We start from the raw sequence: 20,358 nt of genomic DNA, 5'->3' as shown, positions 1-20,358 counted from the left end.
AGGCTACTATCTATATTTCTTCCCATCACTCTATTAATAGGAGGAACAGGCTGTATGAATGAGAAATCTTCCGAGGACAAAATCGTCAACTATTTAGAAAAAACGTATGACGAAACCTTTGAGGTAGAAACCTTCAAGGAAGGCCATTCTATTTTTAAAAATATGTATGGTTCGGATAAAGTGGTGGTTCATCCAAAAGGAGAGCCGGAGCATGTCTTTTTAGCCGGTGAAAAAAGAGACCATGAAGATGAGTATTTTGATACGTATGTATTGTCTAAATGGGGCGATGAACTGACGAAAAAGTTTGAACCAGACGTGAAAAGAATCATGCCTGGAGACTATGAATATCGCGTTCTATTATATGTTGAAGATGGAAAATATGACAGCTCGATGAAGGACTTATCGGCCCTCGATTATTTTTCAAAAAAGAATAAGGACGCACAAGTGGTGATCCAAATAGCGGCTAAAACGGCGGGTGCCCCAAATCCTGCGGAGTATTATGAGCCGGTTTATCAGCTGCTCCAGTTACTGAAGCCATTAGGTGTAGAAGCTTATGATGTTTCATTGGGGTTTGTTGATACGTCTGCAGATGTGACCGATTATATACGAACTTCCAATATTAATAATGTGCCATGGACCAATTTAGATGCAAAGGTGTATGGAACGATTTTGGTAGATAACCTTGCCAAGATTACCGAGCCAGGTCAAATCGAAGAGTATTACGAGCCGTTTAAGGAGTGATCATCCGATGTCATTGGATAACTTAAATGATGAAGAAAAAAATATCCTTCTGCAATTGTCGTACTTTGATTTACCTCAAGGACGTTATAAAGGTCTTAGTGTCGAGGAAATCTGGCAAAAAGTAAAGCGGGATCCGGACAACGGCGGCGATGCGAGACGACAAGCGTTAGAGGCGTATTTTCAATCCGACCGCTATAAAAACTCGAATCTAGCGAATGTGACGGTTACTGGCTATGAGAATAACAATCCCAATATGGGCGGCAAGTCGGAGTCAGGCTTTGTCGGTTATGCGTGGGGGGATAGTGATGGCAATGCCACTGCCGTGTTTCGCGGCAGTGAAAACCCGACGGACTGGGATCATTTTAAAACGGACTGGGTGTCGAATGGCTCGGCAGGCATTGGCAATGAAATTCAGCAGCAGGAAGAAGCGAACCGCTTTTATCAGCAATTTATTCATACTAGTAATGGTGAAAAGTTTGTCTTCGGCCATTCCAAGGGCGGAAATCTAGCATCCTATGTTTTTGTCCATAACTTAGATGATTCCCTAGGCGGTTATGTCATTAACGGTGCACCGTTATTTTGGCCTAGTTTAACACACGAGCAAAAAGAAGCCTTAAAGGGTGATAAATTTGACTTTATTGCCTACGAAGGGGATTTTGTCCATGACCTTGGCTATGCGCCTTATCTTGATAAGGTCGTCGAAATTAATAAGGATTTCTATTTAGATCCATTTTATCCGCATTATGAAACCAGTGTTGATTTTAAAGATGGCACGTTTGAAAAGGCTCACGATGGCGGCATTCATTCTGCCAGGGATTATATCGGTGAGATTTTTAAATTTGATCTTGTCTATGCGATTGAAGGGGTCAGAAAACTCTATCAAGCTGCTATTTTTTTGAAGGATGCAGCCTTGATGGTGATCCAGGCCACTTGGAAGGGCATGAAGGAAGCAGCAAACAAGGTGATTAATGGATTTGTGACGGCGTATCAAGGTTTGAAGAATGTTACTGCCAAGGCCATTAACGAGGTGAAGAATTTCTTTGATAAGGTCAAACATAAAGTGACTGGTCTCTTAAGCCGGATTGGCCATGCTTTATCGGGCGGCCATGCTGCGGTGGAGCCGTACCTCAAAGTGAATATTCAGCGGTTATTTTATTATGTGCAGAGACTGCAGGCGATCAAACGAAAGACGGCCGAACTAAATAACCGGATTGACTCTTTGTATCTGGAAGCAGGAATCTTTGGCTTGGATAATGTGTTGAAAGCCGACATTTTAACTACCTTTAACGGAACCATTAATCAAAATATCACCTATTTGAACAAAGTGGCCACTCTTTTGGAAAGTGCTGAATCAAAGCTAGTTGCAAAAGCAAGGTCGTTACATTAACCAGCTGGGGGTGCCGTATGGATCAGGATAAAGAAAAGGCTAAGGCGCTGCAGGGTAAGATTAATAGCTTGGTAGTCGATATTAATGCGATCGCTCGTGAGCTGGATGAAATTTCGAACAGCTTAGCGAGTGAGTTTAAAGGGATTGGCGCTGGCAATAGTGCTTTGAGCCTGCAAAAAGCGGCCAATAAGTACCGCAGTGTCACGCGTGAGTTAATGAAAATATAACTTTTTCGTGTGAACAGATGCACTTTAAAGGAGGTGAGAAAAATGGCAAGATCGATCACAGTAGATCCAGCGAAATTAGAATCTGCATCAGCGAAGATTGACCAACAATCCGCTGATTATGAAAGAATCTATAAGCAGCTTTTCAATGAAGTCAGTGCAATGAAGGCAGCTTGGGGCGGCGTGGATAATGTCGCGTACACAACGCAAATTGAGGGCTTCCAAGATGATTTACAAAAAATGACTCAATTAATGAAGCAGTATTCTGAGTTCTTGAAAGTAAGTGCAAAAACTTACCGTGATACTCAATCTGAAGTAGTAAACGCTGCAAAACGTTTAACGAACTAATCCTTTGAGCCATTAAACCATTCATAGTGAGGTGATATTCATGTCAGTAGAAGGAATTAAAATTTCCCTTAATGAAGTGACCAGTACAGCCAACCAAATTCGTACGTTAAACAACAATTTGGCAGCTAGATTGGAAGACATTAAGCGCGAAATGAATGCATTATCAAGTACTTGGAATTCTGATGCGTCTAATACGATTAGAAGTAACTTTAATGCGCTTCAGCCAAAGTTTGAGAATTTCCGTGAAATCGTAACGAGCTATGCTACGTTCCTTGATCAAACGGTCAATAATTATAACTCAGCAGAAGATGCGATTAATAATAATGCCAGTGCTTTTAAATAAAATGGTATCATTTCTTGGCTCTCTCCCTCTTTTTGAAGGAGGGAGCCAGGAATGATTTAAAATTGGAAAAAATGGACCCTTAATGGAGAGATAAAAAATGATTAAACATTTACATTTGAAAGCAGAAAGCTACGGAATCTCGAAGTTCTTTTTTTATCAGGTACCGGCCGAGGCTGAAATTGACAGCGAAGCATTAGAAAAGATCACTCATCTTAAAAATGCTGGATTATTGCCGTGTGCAGTATTGAAAAAAGAGGAAGAGATTTACCTTCGCTACGATGAAATTTCTGATTATACACTCGAACGGCTTTTTTTCCGTATGCTGAATAAAGAACATCTGACTACCTATCTATTAAACCTAGTGGATGGTTTAGCCAGCTTGCAAGAAAGTGGATTGAACCTTGAAAAGATCCTGCTTGATAAAAGGTTTATCTTTCTTGATCACTTTTCAAATAGATTAGTCTTTATCTTTGTGCCGATCAACCATAATATTTTTGAAAAGGTATCAATGAAGGAGTTTTTCCGAGAGTTGCTTGCATCTGTTTCGTATGATGAGACTAGTGATTTGTCGTTTTTTATCAAACTCCATAACTACCTGGCAAGTGGCCCAGAACTTAGTTTGTCAGATTTTAGGGAAGTGCTTACTGCGTTTTCGGATGCTCCGGAACCTCCTCGGAACGCGTTGGAAAGCCAGTCTGCACTGGAGAAAGTTCATTCGAATTTTTACAGCCCTGGGAAAAATTCTAGTGAAACAGCGGCTTCGCTGGATAGCGGGGTGTTAACTTCTGAATACAGCAGCCGGAAGGCAGATAAGAGAACAGGCCAAAAGCTCGAGATTGAAGAAGAGGTCCAATATAAAAGAATTACCCGAACCGAGCTCGGTGAAGGGGACTCGCTGTTGAAGGGGGCGTCCTCGATTGGCGGGGCATCGATTAATATAGTCCCCAATCATGGCAAGCAGGTACCAGAAGAGGAGAACGGCGGGACAACCGTATTGAGTGCGTTTGAAGAGCCCGTACAAGAAGGAACAACGGTGTTAGGGGCAGAGGGCCCGTCATTGTCCCAAGCCTTTTTGCTAACAGCTGATTCAAGTGAAAAAATTGTCTTAACGAAAACGGTATTTAAGCTGGGCCGGGATCCAGAACAGGCGGATTATGTCTCACAGAATCGAGCCGTCGGCCGCGTCCATGCCGAAGTAGTGGTCGAGGATGGAAACTATTATCTTATCGATAAACACTCCACCAACGGCAGCTTCTTAAACAGAAGGAAACTGATGCCAAACGAAAGGGCCAAGCTTAAACACGAAGATTGCATCAAACTGGGCAATGAAGAATTTGTGTTTAGGGTGTATTAGGGGTGCCAGGGGTGTTGCCAGGTTATCAGGGGGACGGTTCTCCTGGCTCCCTAAAAATAGAGAAAACTGCTTATGTTGGTAAGCAGTTTTTTTGTGTCTTAGGAATTAGTGGGGGGCGAGCTGATTGGAGGGTTCCCAGAACAGTCCCCATGCGCCCATGGCACCACAGGGCACCCCTCTGGTTCACTTCACGCCAATCTTGATCGCCATGTACTGTAAGGTATCGTCTCCCGATAAGATGTGGAAAATCGGGGTTACCTGTGTCTTTTTGTTCTCTTCCATATATTCAAATAGTAATTTATAAGCAATTTCAGTGTTAGTTTCGAGATGATCCACTACATTAAGAGACACTATATTCTCAATACTGAAATAACTATGAAATAACATATCGTCTAGGTTCGGTATATTGCTTTGAACGACTGGGATAAAGAATTCCACATTCATGACCTCATCAAGCGGAACGTTATTCAGAGAATAAAATAAAGGCCCATTTACGTCCACCTGAAGGGAGCCAATGTCCTTTAGAAAGTCCTCCATTGCTTCGTACATATCCTTGTAGTGAAACCGATACTTACGTGATAAAACATTCGTATATCTGATGGAGTCGGCAGGATTAATCATCTGCATTCTCCTTTACAATCGGAGCGAAGATGTCAATGATCCCCTCGCCATACACATCCAAGTAGATATTAAAAAATGGCTCCTGAAGTTCAACTTGAAACTCTTTGGCACATTCCCTGAGTATTTCATATGATTCGTCGATCTCATCGTCTAAATCGGCATGCCGCAAAACAAAACCATCTTCAAAGCTCCAAACTTCAGAAAAGCTATATGTATCATTTTCGACTAACTCAAGGGGAGCATTGACTGGCAGATAAAACGTATATTCCATTTCATCCAGGTTAGCGTCAATCTCTCGAACTTGATAAATGACCGGGCCGGTGGCGTATAAGCCATTTTTAATCACCATATTTCGTAAATCCCGTGCCCCGTTATACCAATCATTGATATGGCAGCGTGTCTTCGCACTTAAAACATTATGAAAAACTAACGGTACTCGTTTGATGTTCATTTTTTTCTTCCTCTTTCTGCTTTTGGTTTGATCCGAAATGATTCAAAGCGAAATTTACAGTGAGCCAGCAGAAGGAATTCAGGCCAAGCCATGGCAATCGCATACTGTAAAATCACACATATGAAAAGGAAAAAGTACACGCCAAGCATATTGTTGGATATCGCTTTAAAAATAGCAGTCCCCAGCATCACCGCTGCAAATATAATCGGGATGCTGATATGGGCCTTGGACGTTTGAAAATCATATAACAGCTTGCCACCCTTTTGAAACGCCCCTTTTTTCACTCTCCCGAACGCTCTGATGGTAGAAGCGATTAAGTAGACGATGCCTCCTAATAGAAGGATCAGGGCTATGTTAATGATGGTGCTAGGAGCGTTCCGATCATCACACATAAGAAAAAATACTTGATAGGCGTCAAGTGACAGTTTAAATGAAAGGAAAAGCAAAATCACGACTTGAAACCGCTGAAACTTATAGGCGAATTTATCATTGGTATACAAAATGGCAAATAATAAATGAAACAATAAGATGACTAAATCCAATCCAAGAACAAGATACCAATTGGAACTTAGCATCGGGCTTGAGCCTACTGCAAATAATACCACCACTGTCATGACGGCACTGAATACGAAGGACCCCCAAAAGAAGGCCGTAATGCCACCGGGACTCAATCGTCCGTATGCGAGCAAATCTAATTCATAAAAATCTGATTCCTTACTATTTTTTAACATGTTACTCTCCTATCCAAAAAGATGACCTAGTTTTTTCCCTATTCCGGAAACCGCATTTCCGACATTACTTATTGCATTTGCGGTGCTCTTTCCAATGTTATGTCCGATTTCCTTGGCCTTATTGAATGCAGCCTGTGTTGTTTTGATTGGGTGCTTAGCAAAATCCTTTACATGGTCAACGACACTTTCGGCAGGCGGTCCGCCAAATTTAATGGTAATCGCTGCATTGATGGCAATTCCAGCGCCCGCCCCTACAACGGTTCCGAGTGGCGGCAGGAACAGTGAGCCGATTGCGGCGCCAGCAGCCGTAGCACCAGCCCCCATGCCGACATCCACCGCTGCATCAAGTCCAAAGTTTTTAAGGTTTTCACCGGAAAATCCATCTTTAAAATTGTCTTTCGCGTCGCCCCAAACCATTAAGCCAGTTCCGAGGATACCAAGTCCTTTTCCGACCTTTGTAGCGCTGGTGGCACCTTTCCATCCAGTGAAATCATTCCACACTTTTAATTTGTCAATCGCGGTATCCTTTAAGGTCCTGCCAAAAATCTTGTATTTTTCCTCCCCGAGTTGGGAGACATATTTATTTAACTCGTCAAACTGGGTATGCAGGAATTTATTACGGTTATTTCGATAAAAGACGTTTCTCTTTTCATCATAAAGAGGAATTCCCTCGTTTGCTAACCTGTTAACAAATCTTCTCTCCCATTTGGAAGTACCGCCCAGATTTTCTTTGAGCATGTTGTAGTACTTGTAAAACCCTTGAATATTGGTTAGCTTTCCGTTTCTTACTTTTATAAAAAAAATACCATCATCCTTAAAGAGTCTAAAAGAAAGTCCTTTTTTAAACCATGTCTTCGGATCGATGGTCGCCGCCGTTAAGCCAAGCGCCACATCGCGGCCAAGTTGAATCCAATCATTTTTTCCCTCAATTTCCTTTTCAGCATCCAAGTATTGATTCGTACTCTTTTTAATAAAACTCTGTAATCTACTAAGCTGCGTTTCTATGTCAGTTAGAGTGGAATTAGCCGATCGGATTCTTCCATCAATGTTGCGGCGTGCGGAGACGCGATGATCTAAACTATACGAAGCGGAAGATAATTTAATCTTTGCATCTGACACGTTTGCAGAACATTGCCCGACCTTGGCGGCTGTATGCTCGACGGAATCAATTTTAATTTTAATCAAAGACAACTGAACAACCTCCGATTATTATTTTTGTTTATTTGGTGGTGGAATTAGCTAGATCTTTAGCCTTTGCTTCTGCTTCTGCCTTCGCTTTGGCCTCTTCCTCCGCCTTAGCCTTAGCTTCTGCTTCAGCAATTTCCCTATTAATCTCATTTGCCACAGCAGAAATGTCATGTCCCAATGTATCCAACGTAGTGGATAGTTTAGAAAGTTGATTGGTTATAGAATCCAAGCAACTGTCGACATAGGCCATTTCCTTTGCCTGCCAGTTGTTGTCTAATGCCCCTTTGATGCTCGTTAAATTTGCTTTATACGTGCGAAGCATGGAGCTGACTTCATTTATCTTTCTAAGCTCGAATTGTACATTAACGGGCCTTGTATTCAAGTGTTATCCTCCCTGCATTTATAGATTTTTATATTGTTGACAGTTTCTCAATTGTTGTCAGATATGTATCAATTAATTAACACTATTATTACTATAATAACAGATTTAACCAGTATTTTTAATATTAAAAGAGAACTTCGGAATAGGAGAAAAGACCCTAATTTTGGCTTGGAGTGTGGGGACGTTTCCCGTGATTGAAATGGAGCGTGGGGACGGTTCCTGTGATCGAAATCCTCATTCTATGACACAAGAGAACCGTCCCCATGCACCACCTTGCGCCAAATCGTTGACAGGACAAGTTCTACTATAATATTATTAAACACGGAAATAATTAAACTGTTGAACTATTAACGAGGTGAATGTTTGATGGATGAGAAGTCCCTCAAAGAGCTGGTGGATCAATATATTCATACGACTTTTTCGATTGAGAAGCATGGAGCCAATTTGATTAAAGGGCAGCTTGCAGAGGATTTAACCAATGATCAGCATTATATGCTGAGGTACATGAATAAGGTAGAGGTATGCACATCTTCAGAGCTTGCGGAAGTTTTTCATGTGAAAAAAAGCGCCATCACCGCCATTATTAATCGGCTCTGGAAAAAGGGGCTCATCGAGCGGACTCGTGATGAAAATGACCGCCGTGTCGTTTATTTGACGCTTACCGATGTCGGAAAAGCGTTATTTAATGAGACGGAGCAGCGCATTTATCAGTTAGTCGGATCGTTTATTAAACAATTTGACCAAGACGAAATTGAAGCGTTTATGAAAACATATGAAAAACTAAATCAAATGATTTTAGCTAGCCATGAATCTGCGTTGGAGGAAGAATAAATGAAAACAATCATTAAAGGAAAATGGTTTGTCTTACTCGCTTGGATTGCCATTGCCGTTGGCTTATTTCTAGTTGCGCCAAACATGGGAAACCTTGTTCATGAAAAAGGGGAAATTAAGGTTCCAAAAGGTTATTCCTCTGCATTAGCGGGAGAAATTATGAGCGAGGTCCAAGAACAGAAGAACCTGGGCGATACCGCGACCGTTGCTCTTGTTTTTCATAATGATAAAAAGTTAACGAAGAAAGAAATAGCGGAAGCCGAAAAGGCCGTGCGCGAACTGAAGGATAATAAAAAAGAGCTTGGAATTACTGAGAATTTAAATCATTTTGACCAACCAGCTCTAAAGAAACAATTGGTGTCAGATGATGGAAAAACGATTATGGTTTCTATTAAGCACACCTGGAAAGGTCAGAATGAAGAAAAGGCATTAAAAGACAAGTTTTACAAAGCGATTGATGATGTTAAGGTCGACCATTACTTTACCGGGAATTGGCTCATTAATGAAGCATTAATGACTAGCTCGCAGGAGGGCTTGAAAAAAACGGAAGGCATTACTGTCGTGTTTATTTTAGCGGTACTATTGCTTGTGTTCCGTTCGATTATCGCTCCGTTCATTCCATTAGTAACGGTTGGATTCACCTATTTAACGTCGCAATCGATTGTGGCCTTTTTGGTGGATAAATTCAACTTCCCGATTTCCAGCTATACGCAAATTTTCTTAGTCGCGGTTTTATTCGGAATTGGGACGGACTATTGTATTTTGCTGCTGAGCCGCTATAAAGAGGAGTTATCAGTACAGGAATCGATTACGGAAGCGATTATCGCGACTTACAAAAACGCAGGACGGACCGTGTTCTTTAGCGGATTAGCGGTCATGATTGGTTTTGCTGCGATTGGTTTTTCACAGTTTCAGCTATATCAATCTGCCGCCGCAGTAGCGGTTGGCGTTGCGATTCTCTTGATTGCTTTATTTACGATTGTTCCTTTCTTCATGGCAGCACTTGGTTTGAAAATTTATTGGCCATCGAAAAAGGCTGCCGAGCATAAGGACAATAAACTTTGGGGCGCTGCCGGGAGTTTCGCACTTGCCAGACCGCTTTTGGCCTTATTGATCGTGGCCATCATCTGTGTCCCATTCCTTGTTACCCATGATGGAACACTTTCATTCAACTCACTGGAAGAGGTTAGTGATGATATTCCAGCCATCAAAGGCTTCAATGCGATTGCCGACAGTTTCAGCCCTGGTGAAGCCATGTCGACACAGGTGGTCATTAAGAATGATGAAAAAATGGATTCGGTAGAATACTTGAATCTAGTAGAATCTATCTCTCAAGATTTAGAAAAAGTGAACTTAGTTGATAAAGTCCGTTCGGCCACCCGTCCGGTGGGCGAGCCGATTGAAGATTTATATGTCTCCAAACAAGCGAAAACCTTACAAGAAGGACTTGGAGAAGGCAAAGATGGTATCGACAAAATCAGTGATGGGCTGAATCAAGCTGAAAGCGAGCTGACGAAATCAGCTCCCGAATTGAAAAGTGCAACTGATGGAATTGGGGCATTGGTGTCAGGCACCAACGATCTTAAATCCGGTCTAGGTGAAATTCAAACGAACTTGGCAAAGATTGAAAATGGCATTCGCCAAGGTTCTGCCGGTTCCACTGAAATAAAAAAAGGCTTAGCTGATGCAAAAGCTGGGGCTGAACAGTTATTAGCCGGCCATCAACAGCTGTTAAAAGGCTATCAAGATATCGGCAAAAACCTCTCTGCCTTAAACAGCGGCTATCAGCAAATTGGCGGCGGCTTAGCGAATATTTCTTCGAGTCTATCGCAAATTACCGCTGAAGACTTTTCAAAAATAGAATCAGAGTACCCAGGAATTAATAATTCCCCTGAATACGGTAAAGTGAAAGGGACGGTAACTGCCGTTCAAGGGCCATTAGCAGAATTGTCGAAAACGCTCAACACGTTAAATGCCGGCTTGGCTCCACTATCTGCAGGGGTTAATAAAGCCAATGCCAGCTATGAGACTATCCTTGACAAACAAGCAGGATTATCGACAGGACTGCAGGCGATTATTGATGGAATCACTGCTCAGCAGGCAGGTCTAGACCAATTAGCGAATGGCCAAGGACAAATTGTCAGCAATTTTCCGAAAGTCACCAATGGGGTAACTGACATTAATAATGGTCAGAAGCAATTGCTTGATGGTTTCGGCGGGTTAGGCGATCAAATGAGCCAGTTAACTGACGGACTTAGTCAGAGTGCCGATGGCTTGGATCAAATTTCTGATGGATTAGGATCTGCCCAAGACTACTTATCCGGCTTATCTGTTACGTCTGCCTTCTATTTACCAGAGGAAATGTTAAAAAGTAAGGACTTTGCTCAAGTGCTTGACACGTATTTCTCACCCGATCGTAAAGTGATGACGATGGATGTTGTCTTTAAGGCAAGCCCTTATTCCAATGAGGCGATTAATCAAGTAGATAACATTAAATCGACCGTCAAAGCTGCAACGAAAGGGACAAAATTAGAAAATGCCGTGGTCGCTGTCGGCGGAATTACCAGCACGAATGCCGATTTACAATCCGTATCCAATCAGGACTATACACGGACGGTTGTTTACATGCTAATCGGGATTGCGATCATCTTAATTTTCTTATTCCGTTCAATCATTATGCCGCTTTACTTGATAGGTTCATTGGTGCTCACTTACTATACCACCATGTCTATTAATGAAGTGATCTTTACGAAGATCTTTGATTATACAGGGATCAGCTGGGCAGTGCCGTTCTTCGCCTTTGTTATTCTGATGGCACTCGGAGTAGACTATAGTATTTTCTTAATGGATCGGTTTAATGAATACAAGCAATTATCGGTGGGAGAGGCGATGTTGTTGGCGATGAAAAAGATGGGGACAGTTATCATCTCTGCCGCGATTATCTTAGGCGGAACATTTGCAGCAATGATGCCATCCGGCATGCTCTCTTTACTGCAAATTGCCTCCATTGTCTTAACCGGGCTCTTACTATACGCCTTCGTCATCTTGCCATTCTTCATCCCAGTCATGGTCAAAAACTTCGGCGAAGCCAACTGGTGGCCATTCAAACGAGCGTAGTGCATGATGCATGGGGACGGTTCTCGTGTACCCAAAATGGGATCAGCCTCACCTAGCCAAGGCACTGAATCTTATGAATACATTACGAAAAACACCTAAATGTTGATTTAGGTGTTTTTCGTTACAGGGATATAGAGGAAATTGTTAGATTCGCTGATAAATAATAAAATCCGCTGATATATTGGCAGATTCGCTGATAAAATGGAAAATCCGCTGATAAATCTCCTAAAAGCGCTGATAAAGTGTATTGATAGACAAAATTAGGGATGAAAAAGAGATGGCAACAACCCTACAGGCGAGAATAGCGAGGAGAAACTGAAAAAATCCAGCCACGTGCTGGATTTTTAAGCTTTTGCAAACAGCCAGCTGATTCCCCAAGAAATCAGCCAAACTGTGACAGGACTAAGGTAAATGAGAATTAACACTTGGGTGCGGTCAAGTCGACTAAATGTTAACAGTGAAGCCAGCAGGTCTCCTAAGAACTTTAATAGTTTTATAAAAATAAATAAAAAGAGAATGATACACACTATTGCTAAGACTAAATTTAAGTTTTTATATTGAGTTAGGTGACTTTTAAAGATGAAATCCCATGGTGAAAATATGTATTTGATTGGCATGTAAATAATAAAATAATAGATACCGGCTATGATTTTATTAATAGAGGTATAGTGGTCCCAATTTTCAAGTATTGCTTTTAATTTGTACATCAGGGAAAAAGCAAAAATAATCCCCAATAAACCGATTGAATCGTTATGATTGTCCTCTTTTCTTATATAGACTGCCATCTTTCATCCCCCGTACTTTACTAATATAGGAAAAATGCACTAATTAACTATATATTACCAAAAAGGCACAATAAATTTCCATATTATTCTAAAAATCAGTCGAACTCCATTTTAATTAGTGCATTTTATGGTAACCTCTAGAAAAAACTCCTTCCCACTTGCATGGCAAATTTATATGTGCTATTCTAATTGTGGAACCGGTTACATACGGCAAATAGAGGTGAAGCTTAAATGGTAACAATAAGGGATGTAGCCAAAAAGGCGGGAGTGTCTGTTGCTACAGTATCGCGAACATTAAATAACAAAGGCTATGTCCATGAAGATACCAGGAAGCTGATTAATGATGCGATTGAAGAACTAAATTATAAACCGAATGAAGTGGCTAGATCTTTATATAAGAAAAAATCTAGATTAATAGGCTTGTTATTGCCGGACATCCGGAATCCTTTTTTTCCTGAATTGGCTCGTGGGGTTGAGGACGAAATGCAGGAACATGATTTTAGGTTGATCATCGGCAATGCAGATGAGAAGAAAAGTAAGGAATTGGATTATATTCAAACATTTAAACAAAATAATGTAATCGGTATCATTTCATCGACAAGTCATGCAGATTTAACCCATTACGAGGATCTCTCTCTGCCGGTCGTTTTTCTTGACCGAACATCCGACCAGTTTCCTTCGGTTTATGCCGATGGTTTTAATGGCGGCAGGATCACGGCGAAAGAATTGATTGCTAGGGGATGTAAAGAAATTACCCTGCTACGCGGACCTGTTGAAGCACAAACTGCCCAGGAGCGATTTAAAGGTGCTATTGATGTTCTTTGTACGGCAAATGTTAATTTTAATGTCATTATGACGGACTCATTTGCTTTTGGAAAAGCGGAGAAATGGGCGGCAGAAATTTTTGAAAAATATCCAGAAACCGATGGTGTTATTGCCAGTAATGACGTGGTGGCAGCGGAAATCTTACATGAGGCGCTGCGTCGAGGTAAAACGATTCCCGACGAACTGCAAATCATTGGATTCGATGATATCCCGCTAAGCCGATTGCTATTTCCGCCACTATCCACCATTAGGCAGCCAGCGTATGAAATGGGAAGAGAAGCAGCCATGCTGTTAATTCGCTTAATAAATAATGAACGAGTACTAAATAAGAACATTCAATTACCTGTTGAATTTATTGAAAGACAGACAACAAGAAAGGTTGAGGAAAATGACTAAAGTTACCGTAATCGGAAGTTCTTCGATGGATTTAGTTGTGACGGCAAGAAAACGGCCCGATCAGGGTGAAACAATCTTGGGAGAGTCATTTAAAACCGTGCCTGGCGGGAAAGGTGCCAACCAAGCCGTGGCAGCAGCCCGATTAGGTGCAGAGGTCTATATGGTTGGGTGTGTCGGTGACGATGCATTCGGAGCAGACATCCTAACTAATTTTAAAAAAAATGGTGTGTTAACGACTTATGTGGAACCGGTTACACATATGGAAAGCGGAACAGCCCATATCACTTTAGCGGATGGTGACAACAGCATTATTGTGGTAAAAGGGGCAAATGATCTGGTGACACCAGCTTTTGTTGAAAAGGCACTCGATGTGATTCGTACATCGAATATTGTCTTGATTCAGCAAGAAATTCCGGAAGAGACAGTGGAGTATGTGTGTGACCTGTGCCAACAACTAAACGTCCCGTTATTATTAAATCCGGCTCCATCCAGACCGATTAGTAAAAACGTGATTGCCAATGCGGCCTATATTACCCCTAATGAACTGGAAGCGGCGGTCCTTTTTGAAGATGTAGATCTTCATGAAGCATTAGCGCAAAATCCCAACAAGTTATTTATAACGGAAGGGAAAAATGGGGTCCGCTACCATGATGGCCAAAAAGAGGTAGTTGTTCCGTCTTATACAGTAGAAGCAGTGGATACAACGGGTGCAGGAGATACCTTTAATGCGGCATTTGCCGTTGCACTTGCAGAGGAAAAGAGTTTTAAAGAAGCGGTCCGTTTTGCTAATCGAGCGGCATCTCTATCCGTCACGAAATTTGGTGCCCAAGGCGGGATGCCGACACGTGAAGAAGTAGAAAGGAGTCTGTAAAATGAAGCGTCATGGAATGTTAAACAGTGAGATATCAAAAGTTTTGAGCGACCTTGGCCATACAGATACGATCGTCATTGCCGATGCGGGGTTACCGATTCCCGATGGCGTAAAAAAAATTGATGTAGCGATTAAAGCAGGGATGCCTTCTTTTAAAGAGGTGGTCGACGCCGTGGCAGATGATATGGTGATTGAAGAAATCACGATCGCCGCAGAAATTGAAGCAGGAAATCCGCAAGTCTTAGAATATCTTCAGGAAAAGTTCGGAGATATTCCGCAACAGCAGGTTTCCCATGAAGAGTTTAAACAGCTGACAAAACAAGCAAAAGCCATCATCCGGACAGGTGAAATTACACCGTATGCCAATATTATCTTACGTTCAGGAGTATTTTTCTAATAAATAATCGGGCGATTCCGCTTTTCTACTTTGAGAATTGTCTAGCTCCATCGCCCAGCAGCTAGTGTACTTCGCTCTTCTCCCTACGATAAGTCAACATCGGATCGCTTTCGCTCTCCGTGTTTCCTTTATCTCAGTCGAAGCGCTCCAGTCCATACGCTGCTAAACGGGCGATTCCGCTTTTCTAAATAAATAGAGGTGAAAAAAATGCAAATCACGATGCAGAACATCTATAAAGCATTTGGAACCAATCAAGTATTAACCGGTGTTGATTTTGATTTACATGCCGGTGAAGTCCATGCTCTCATGGGGGAAAATGGAGCTGGAAAATCAACGATGATGAATGTGCTGACTGGCCTCCATTCTCGTGATAAAGGGACGATCAGGATTGATGGCAAGGAAACCTATTTCCAAAATCCGAAGGAAGCCGAACAAAATGGGATTACCTTTATCCATCAGGAGTTAAATATTTGGCCGGATATGACGGTGCTGGAGAACTTGTTTATTGGGAAGGAATTGAAGACTCCGTTTGGCCTTTTAAAAATGAAGGAAATGAGGGAATTGGCGAAAAGGCAGTTTGACCGTTTAGCTGTGTCGATTCCGTTGGATAAAGAGGCAGGAGCCTGCTCGGTGGGTGAGCAGCAAATGATTGAAATTGCCAAAGCCCTCATGACGGAAGCAAAAGTGATTATTATGGATGAGCCAACCGCGGCTCTGACCGAGCGGGAAATTGCTAAGCTGTTTGACGTCATTGCTTCATTAAAGAAAGATGGCGTGGCGATTGTTTATATTTCGCACCGGATGGAGGAAATCTTCGCGATTTGTGATCGGATTACGGTCATGCGTGATGGTAAAACCGTGGATACCAAAGCCATTTCGGAAACCAATTTTGATGAAGTGGTCAAAAAGATGGTAGGCCGCGAATTAACCGACCGCTATCCAAAACGTGAGCCGAAATTGGGCGAGACGGTTCTTCAGGTCAAAGGGTTAACGAAAAAGGGTGTATTTAACAGCATAGACTTTTCCGTTCGTTCGGGTGAAATTATCGGTGTCTCGGGGTTAATGGGAGCGGGCCGGACGGAAATCATGCGGGCGATCTTTGGTCTTGATTCGATTGATAGCGGGGAGATTTGGCTGGAAGGCAAGCAGGTGAAGATTACCTCACCAGATCAAGCCGTGAAATCGGGGATTGGTTTTATTACAGAAGACCGCAAAGATGAAGGGCTTATCTTAGATTTTTCCATAAAAGAAAATATCGTGTTACCGACACTTTACAGCTTTGCGCCGAAAGGCATTATTCAAGAAAAAAGTGAACTTGATTTTGTGAATATGCTGGCCAAGCGTTTAACCGTTAAAACGGAATCCGTTGAAACAAGGGTAGGCGATTTGTCTGGAGGAAATCAGCAAAAGGTCGTCATTGCGAAGTGGCTGGGAATCAGCCCGAAGGTCCTGATTTTGGACGAACCTACCAGAGGGGTAGACGTTGGTGCTAAACGGGAAATCTATCAAATCATGAATGAATTGACCGACCGGGGCGTGGCCATCATCATGGTTTCGTCAGAATTGCCGGAGGTTCTCGGGATGAGTGACCGAATCCTCGTAGTTCATGAGGGCGAAATAAGTGGAGAATTAACCAAAGAAGAAGCGACTCAGGAAAAAATTATGACATTCGCAACAGGAGGTCTGTGAGATGAAAGCAAATAATGAAACTGCTCCAGCAGGCAAAGTCTCTTTTTTAAATAACATGACGCAAAAACTTGGTCCGTTACTTGGATTAATTTGTTTGATTATCATCGTTTCCGTCTTAAATCCAAGCTTTCTAGAACCATTAAATATCTTAAACTTATTGCGGCAAGTAGCCATTAATGCGCTGATTGCGTTTGGGATGACCTTTGTTATCTTAACAGGTGGAATTGATTTATCCGTCGGTGCAATTTTAGCCTTATCGAGTGCTTTAACCGCGGGAATGATCGTTTCCGGTCTTGATCCGATTCTTGCCATTTTAGTAGGAAGTATCCTCGGTGCGGTAATGGGGATGGTCAATGGATTATTGATTACAAAGGGAAAAATGGCGCCATTTATTGCAACATTGGCAACGATGACAGCCTTCAGAGGGTTAACGCTTGTTTATACGAAAGGGAATCCGATCACAGGTCTGGGGGATAATCAGTTATTCCAATTATTCGGCCGCGGGTATTTTCTTGGAATCCCTGTTCCAGCCGTTACGATGATCATTACATTTGCTATTTTATATATCGTTCTTCATAAGACTCCGTTTGGCCGGAAAACGTATGCGATAGGCGGAAATGAAAAGGCTTCCTTAATCTCAGGGATAAAAGTACCACGGGTTAAAATCTTAATTTACAGTCTTTCCGGCTTACTTGCTGCTTTAGCGGGTGCCATTTTAACATCACGTTTGAACTCAGCACAGCCAACGGCCGGTACTTCCTACGAGCTAGATGCAATCGCCGCTGTTGTCTTGGGGGGAACCAGTCTATCCGGGGGAAAAGGAAGAATCTTTGGAACGCTGATTGGTGCGTTAATTATCGGTACGTTAAATAATGGTTTGAACCTGCTTGGTGTATCTTCATTCTATCAAATGGTTGTCAAAGGGATTGTCATTATTATCGCGGTCTTACTTGATCGGAAAAAATCAGCATAAGGAGGGGCTTACGATGAAAAAACTTTTAGTATTCTGTCTATCATTTACACTCTTATTGTTAAGTGCATGTTCGATGCAGCCGCCAGAGTGGGCGAAGCCTGCTAAAAAGGAAAATGTAAAAGATATTAAAATAGGATTATCGGTGTCTACTTTAAATAACCCATTTTTCGTTTCCTTGAAAGATGGTGTGATTAAAGAGGCTAAAGCATTGGGAATGCAAGTGAAAGTGGTGGATGCACAGAACGATTCAGCCAAGCAAATTAATGATGTAGAAGATTTAATCCAACAAGGTGTGGATATCTTGTTGATAAACCCGACTGACTCTGCCGCCATCTCCACTGCGGTTCAATCAGCCAATAACATCAATATTCCAGTTATTACGCTTGACCGTTCAGCCGATAAAGGAAAAGTCGAAGCACTCGTTGCCTCAGACAATATAAAAGGCGGCGAAATGGCAGCGAATTATATTGTCGATCAACTTGGTGAAAAAGTGCAGGTCGCTGAATTAGAAGGCGTTCCTGGTGCTTCCGCTACACGTGAAAGAGGAAAAGGATTCCACAATGTGGCCGATACGAAATTAACGGTAACCGCGAAGCAAGCCGCCGATTTTGACCGGACAAAAGGCTTAACGGTCATGGAAAACCTAATCCAGGCAAACCCTGATATTCAGGCAGTATTTGCTCATAATGATGAAATGGCTTTAGGGGCTATTGAAGCAATCAATAGTTCAGGAAAAGACATTATGGTCATTGGTTTTGACGGTAACGATGATGCCCTGAATGCGATTAAAGCAGGTAAACTCGAAGCCACAGTGGCCCAGCAGCCAATGCTCATCGGCAAACTCGCCGTAGATGCCGGCCGGGATGTCGCCCAAGGCAAAAAAGTTAAAAAAATGATCCCTGCACCGCTTAAATTAGTAACAAAAGAATGATTCACTGGGGATGGTTCTTGTGCATCACTTCATAGCTCTGGTGCCAGTCCCTCCCCGCCCTTCTTTACAACTTGACCACATTTGTTATAGGACCTCACCTGTTTTTGCAGGTGGGTTTTTTTATCCTTCTGGGACAAAGACCCCCTCTGCTTCAGTGGTCCTTGGATAAAATAAAAATAAAAAAAGACACACCATAATAGTGTGTCTAAAAGGACAACTTTTCAATTAAATCCTAAACTTTTCCAGCCCGCTATTGATGTCCTTTGTTTGTTGATAAATCGAACGATAAAGGTGATAGAGTTCATCATATCTAGCTGCTTGAAGCGGGTTCGGTTGATAGGATTTACCTTTATGTATAAAGACTTGTGCACACGCCTCTATCGATGAATACCATTGACAGCCGACTGCTGCGATCATTGCTGCCCCTAAGGCAGGTCCTTGTTCACTTTCTAGTTGGGTGACTTCTACTCTAAACACATCTGCTTGAATTTGCAGCCAGGTTTCATTTTTTGCTCCCCCTCCAATAGAGATAATCGTATTAATCGTCTTACCTGCTTGACGAAGAATGTCTAACGACTCTCTTAATGAAAAGGTAATCCCCTCGACAACAGCCCGCGTAAAATGAGCCATGTTGTGCCTGCTGTCAATGCCAATAAAGCTTCCCCGAATCAGTGAATCTGCATGTGGTGTACGTTCTCCAGTTAAATAAGGAGTAAACAGCAGTCCGCTAGAACCAGCCGGTATCTGGTCGATAGGCGCCAATAACTCATCAAAAGATTGATGGTTTGCAAAGGTGTCTTTAAACCAGGTAAGACTATGACCGGCGGCCAGTGTAACGCCCATTGCATAGAAGGTGTCTGGTTTGCTGTGGTTAAAAAAGTGTAACTGCCCGTTGAAGTCTGTGTCACGGCTCTCTTCACAGGAAAGAATGACTCCCGATGTTCCGATGCTCACCAGGGTCTCCCCCTGCGATAGAATGCCAGCACCCAGTGCTCCGCAAGCATTGTCCGCGCCGCCTGCAAACACCTTTACGGCAGTTGATAAACCACATTGATCCGCGACCTCAGGTAACAGATTCCCGACAAATGTGATGGATTCGACCAGCGGGGGGCAAAGGTTCTCAGCAATATCAAAGGTTTGTAAAATTTCGGAACTCCACTTCTTATTTAGGATATCTAGTAGGAGGGTACCCGCTGCATCAGAATAATCCATCGCCATATGGCCGGTAAAACAAAAACGCAGGTAATCCTTCGGTAAAAGGAATACGGCTGCCTTCCTGTAAATTTCTGGCTCATGGTCCATTACCCATAATAATTTTGGCAAGGTAAATCCTTCTAATGCAGGGTTCTTGGTAATTGCTAAAAGCTTATCACCTAGTGCCTCTTTTATTTGAAGGCATTGCTTGGTGGTGCGGGTATCATTCCATAAAATCGCGTTTCGCAAGACATGGTGGTTATCATCCAAAAGGACAAGCCCATGCATTTGACCAGAAAAACTAATGCCTTCCACGGTTGTTCGATCAATTCCACTTTTTTGCATCAAATCCTGAATCACCGTAATCGCTGCTGTGACCCACTGTCCCGGATCCTGTTCGTTATAACCTGATTGTGGTTGAATCAGGGGATAGGGGAGGGAGCTTTCATCACAGGTTTTTCCATTCTGATCTACCAAGATGGCTTTTACACTGCTCGTACCTAAATCAATGCCAATGACATAGTTCATTTTTGCTGCCTCCTCATTTTGAAAGAAAAGGGGGGTACGTGATTTCCAACA

21 protein-coding genes are annotated in these 20,358 nt (G+C 42.4%); 14 read left to right on the top strand and 7 right to left on the bottom strand.

Annotated elements, in window-relative coordinates:
• Positions 1-54 precede the first annotated feature (54 nt).
• The 6 genes from AC4E8C_RS21515 (at position 55) to AC4E8C_RS21490 (ending at position 4,397) form a co-directional block, all read left to right on the top strand.
• Complete coding sequence (locus tag AC4E8C_RS21515; RefSeq protein ID WP_490208672.1) at positions 55-741, top strand: hypothetical protein; 687 nt, start codon at positions 55-57, stop codon at positions 739-741.
• Between the two features lie 7 nt (positions 742-748).
• Positions 749-2,128, top strand: coding sequence for an Mbeg1-like protein (locus AC4E8C_RS21510; RefSeq protein WP_490208671.1), 1,380 nt, complete (start codon positions 749-751; stop codon positions 2,126-2,128).
• Between the two features lie 17 nt (positions 2,129-2,145).
• Complete coding sequence (locus AC4E8C_RS21505; RefSeq protein ID WP_490208670.1) at positions 2,146-2,355, top strand: hypothetical protein; 210 nt, start codon at positions 2,146-2,148, stop codon at positions 2,353-2,355.
• A 42-nt stretch (positions 2,356-2,397) separates the two neighbouring features.
• Complete coding sequence (locus AC4E8C_RS21500) at positions 2,398-2,700, top strand: WXG100 family type VII secretion target (protein ID WP_490208669.1); 303 nt, start codon at positions 2,398-2,400, stop codon at positions 2,698-2,700.
• Positions 2,701-2,740: 40 nt separating this feature from the next.
• Positions 2,741-3,043 carry a pore-forming ESAT-6 family protein gene (locus AC4E8C_RS21495; RefSeq protein ID WP_490208668.1) on the top strand — a complete coding sequence of 101 codons (303 nt, stop codon included), beginning with the start codon at positions 2,741-2,743 and terminating at the stop codon, positions 3,041-3,043.
• 97 nt (positions 3,044-3,140) lie between these two features.
• Positions 3,141-4,397 carry an FHA domain-containing protein gene (locus AC4E8C_RS21490; RefSeq protein ID WP_490208667.1) on the top strand — a complete coding sequence of 419 codons (1,257 nt, stop codon included), beginning with the start codon at positions 3,141-3,143 and terminating at the stop codon, positions 4,395-4,397.
• A 183-nt stretch (positions 4,398-4,580) separates the two neighbouring features.
• Here the strand turns inward: AC4E8C_RS21490 and AC4E8C_RS21485 are convergent, their stop codons facing one another.
• The 5 genes from AC4E8C_RS21485 to AC4E8C_RS21465 are packed head-to-tail and all read right to left on the bottom strand — an operon-like array spanning position 4,581 to position 7,770.
• Positions 4,581-5,018 (bottom strand): DUF5085 family protein, encoded by a 438-nt coding sequence (locus AC4E8C_RS21485; RefSeq protein WP_490208666.1) that lies wholly within the window; start codon positions 5,016-5,018, stop codon positions 4,581-4,583.
• Positions 5,011-5,469 carry a DUF5085 family protein gene (locus AC4E8C_RS21480; RefSeq protein WP_490208665.1) on the bottom strand — a complete coding sequence of 153 codons (459 nt, stop codon included), beginning with the start codon at positions 5,467-5,469 and terminating at the stop codon, positions 5,011-5,013. Before AC4E8C_RS21480 ends, AC4E8C_RS21485 begins: the two co-directional genes overlap by 8 nt.
• The gene (locus tag AC4E8C_RS21475) at positions 5,466-6,200 is read right to left on the bottom strand and encodes a hypothetical protein (protein WP_490208664.1); all 735 of its coding nucleotides are present in this window, start codon (positions 6,198-6,200) and stop codon (positions 5,466-5,468) included. Before AC4E8C_RS21475 ends, AC4E8C_RS21480 begins: the two co-directional genes overlap by 4 nt.
• 9 nt (positions 6,201-6,209) lie before the next feature.
• Positions 6,210-7,391: a hypothetical protein gene (locus tag AC4E8C_RS21470; protein WP_490208663.1), complete on the bottom strand. Its 1,182-nt coding sequence runs from the start codon at positions 7,389-7,391 to the stop codon at positions 6,210-6,212.
• A gap of 28 nt (positions 7,392-7,419) precedes the next feature.
• Positions 7,420-7,770 carry a hypothetical protein gene (locus AC4E8C_RS21465; RefSeq protein WP_490208662.1) on the bottom strand — a complete coding sequence of 117 codons (351 nt, stop codon included), beginning with the start codon at positions 7,768-7,770 and terminating at the stop codon, positions 7,420-7,422.
• Between the two features lie 366 nt (positions 7,771-8,136).
• Between AC4E8C_RS21465 and AC4E8C_RS21460 the strand changes: the two genes are divergently transcribed.
• Positions 8,137-8,601, top strand: a complete 465-nt coding sequence (locus AC4E8C_RS21460; RefSeq protein WP_490208661.1) for a MarR family winged helix-turn-helix transcriptional regulator — start codon at positions 8,137-8,139, stop codon at positions 8,599-8,601.
• Positions 8,602-11,718: an MMPL family transporter gene (locus AC4E8C_RS21455; RefSeq protein ID WP_490208660.1), complete on the top strand. Its 3,117-nt coding sequence runs from the start codon at positions 8,602-8,604 to the stop codon at positions 11,716-11,718.
• 344 nt (positions 11,719-12,062) lie between these two features.
• On the opposite strand, the gene AC4E8C_RS21450 is transcribed toward AC4E8C_RS21455, so the two are convergent.
• Positions 12,063-12,503, bottom strand: coding sequence for a hypothetical protein (locus AC4E8C_RS21450; protein ID WP_490208659.1), 441 nt, complete (start codon positions 12,501-12,503; stop codon positions 12,063-12,065).
• Positions 12,504-12,734: 231 nt separating this feature from the next.
• Here AC4E8C_RS21450 and AC4E8C_RS21445 point away from each other — a divergent pair, with 231 nt between their 5' ends.
• The 6 genes from AC4E8C_RS21445 (at position 12,735) to rbsB (ending at position 18,585) form a co-directional block, all read left to right on the top strand.
• Complete coding sequence (locus AC4E8C_RS21445; RefSeq protein ID WP_490208658.1) at positions 12,735-13,724, top strand: LacI family DNA-binding transcriptional regulator; 990 nt, start codon at positions 12,735-12,737, stop codon at positions 13,722-13,724.
• Positions 13,717-14,595, top strand: a complete 879-nt coding sequence (gene rbsK / locus AC4E8C_RS21440; protein WP_490208657.1) for a ribokinase — start codon at positions 13,717-13,719, stop codon at positions 14,593-14,595. The genes AC4E8C_RS21445 and rbsK overlap by 8 nt, the downstream gene beginning before the upstream one ends.
• A gap of 1 nt (position 14,596) precedes the next feature.
• A complete protein-coding gene (rbsD, locus tag AC4E8C_RS21435; protein ID WP_490208656.1) occupies positions 14,597-14,992 on the top strand; it encodes a D-ribose pyranase in 396 nt (131 codons plus the stop codon).
• A gap of 207 nt (positions 14,993-15,199) precedes the next feature.
• Positions 15,200-16,681 (top strand): sugar ABC transporter ATP-binding protein, encoded by a 1,482-nt coding sequence (locus AC4E8C_RS21430; protein WP_490208655.1) that lies wholly within the window; start codon positions 15,200-15,202, stop codon positions 16,679-16,681.
• Position 16,682: 1 nt separating this feature from the next.
• Positions 16,683-17,654: a ribose ABC transporter permease RbsC gene (gene rbsC / locus AC4E8C_RS21425; protein ID WP_490208654.1), complete on the top strand. Its 972-nt coding sequence runs from the start codon at positions 16,683-16,685 to the stop codon at positions 17,652-17,654.
• 13 nt (positions 17,655-17,667) lie between these two features.
• The gene (gene rbsB, locus AC4E8C_RS21420; RefSeq protein WP_490208653.1) at positions 17,668-18,585 is read left to right on the top strand and encodes a ribose ABC transporter substrate-binding protein RbsB; all 918 of its coding nucleotides are present in this window, start codon (positions 17,668-17,670) and stop codon (positions 18,583-18,585) included.
• A gap of 225 nt (positions 18,586-18,810) precedes the next feature.
• Here the strand turns inward: rbsB and xylB are convergent, their stop codons facing one another.
• Positions 18,811-20,307 carry a xylulokinase gene (gene xylB, locus AC4E8C_RS21415; protein WP_490208652.1) on the bottom strand — a complete coding sequence of 499 codons (1,497 nt, stop codon included), beginning with the start codon at positions 20,305-20,307 and terminating at the stop codon, positions 18,811-18,813.
• Positions 20,308-20,358 lie beyond the last annotated feature (51 nt).

Source organism: Neobacillus sp. SRL179, from assembly GCF_984799095.1.
This window is presented reverse-complemented; position numbering and strand designations above follow the sequence as displayed.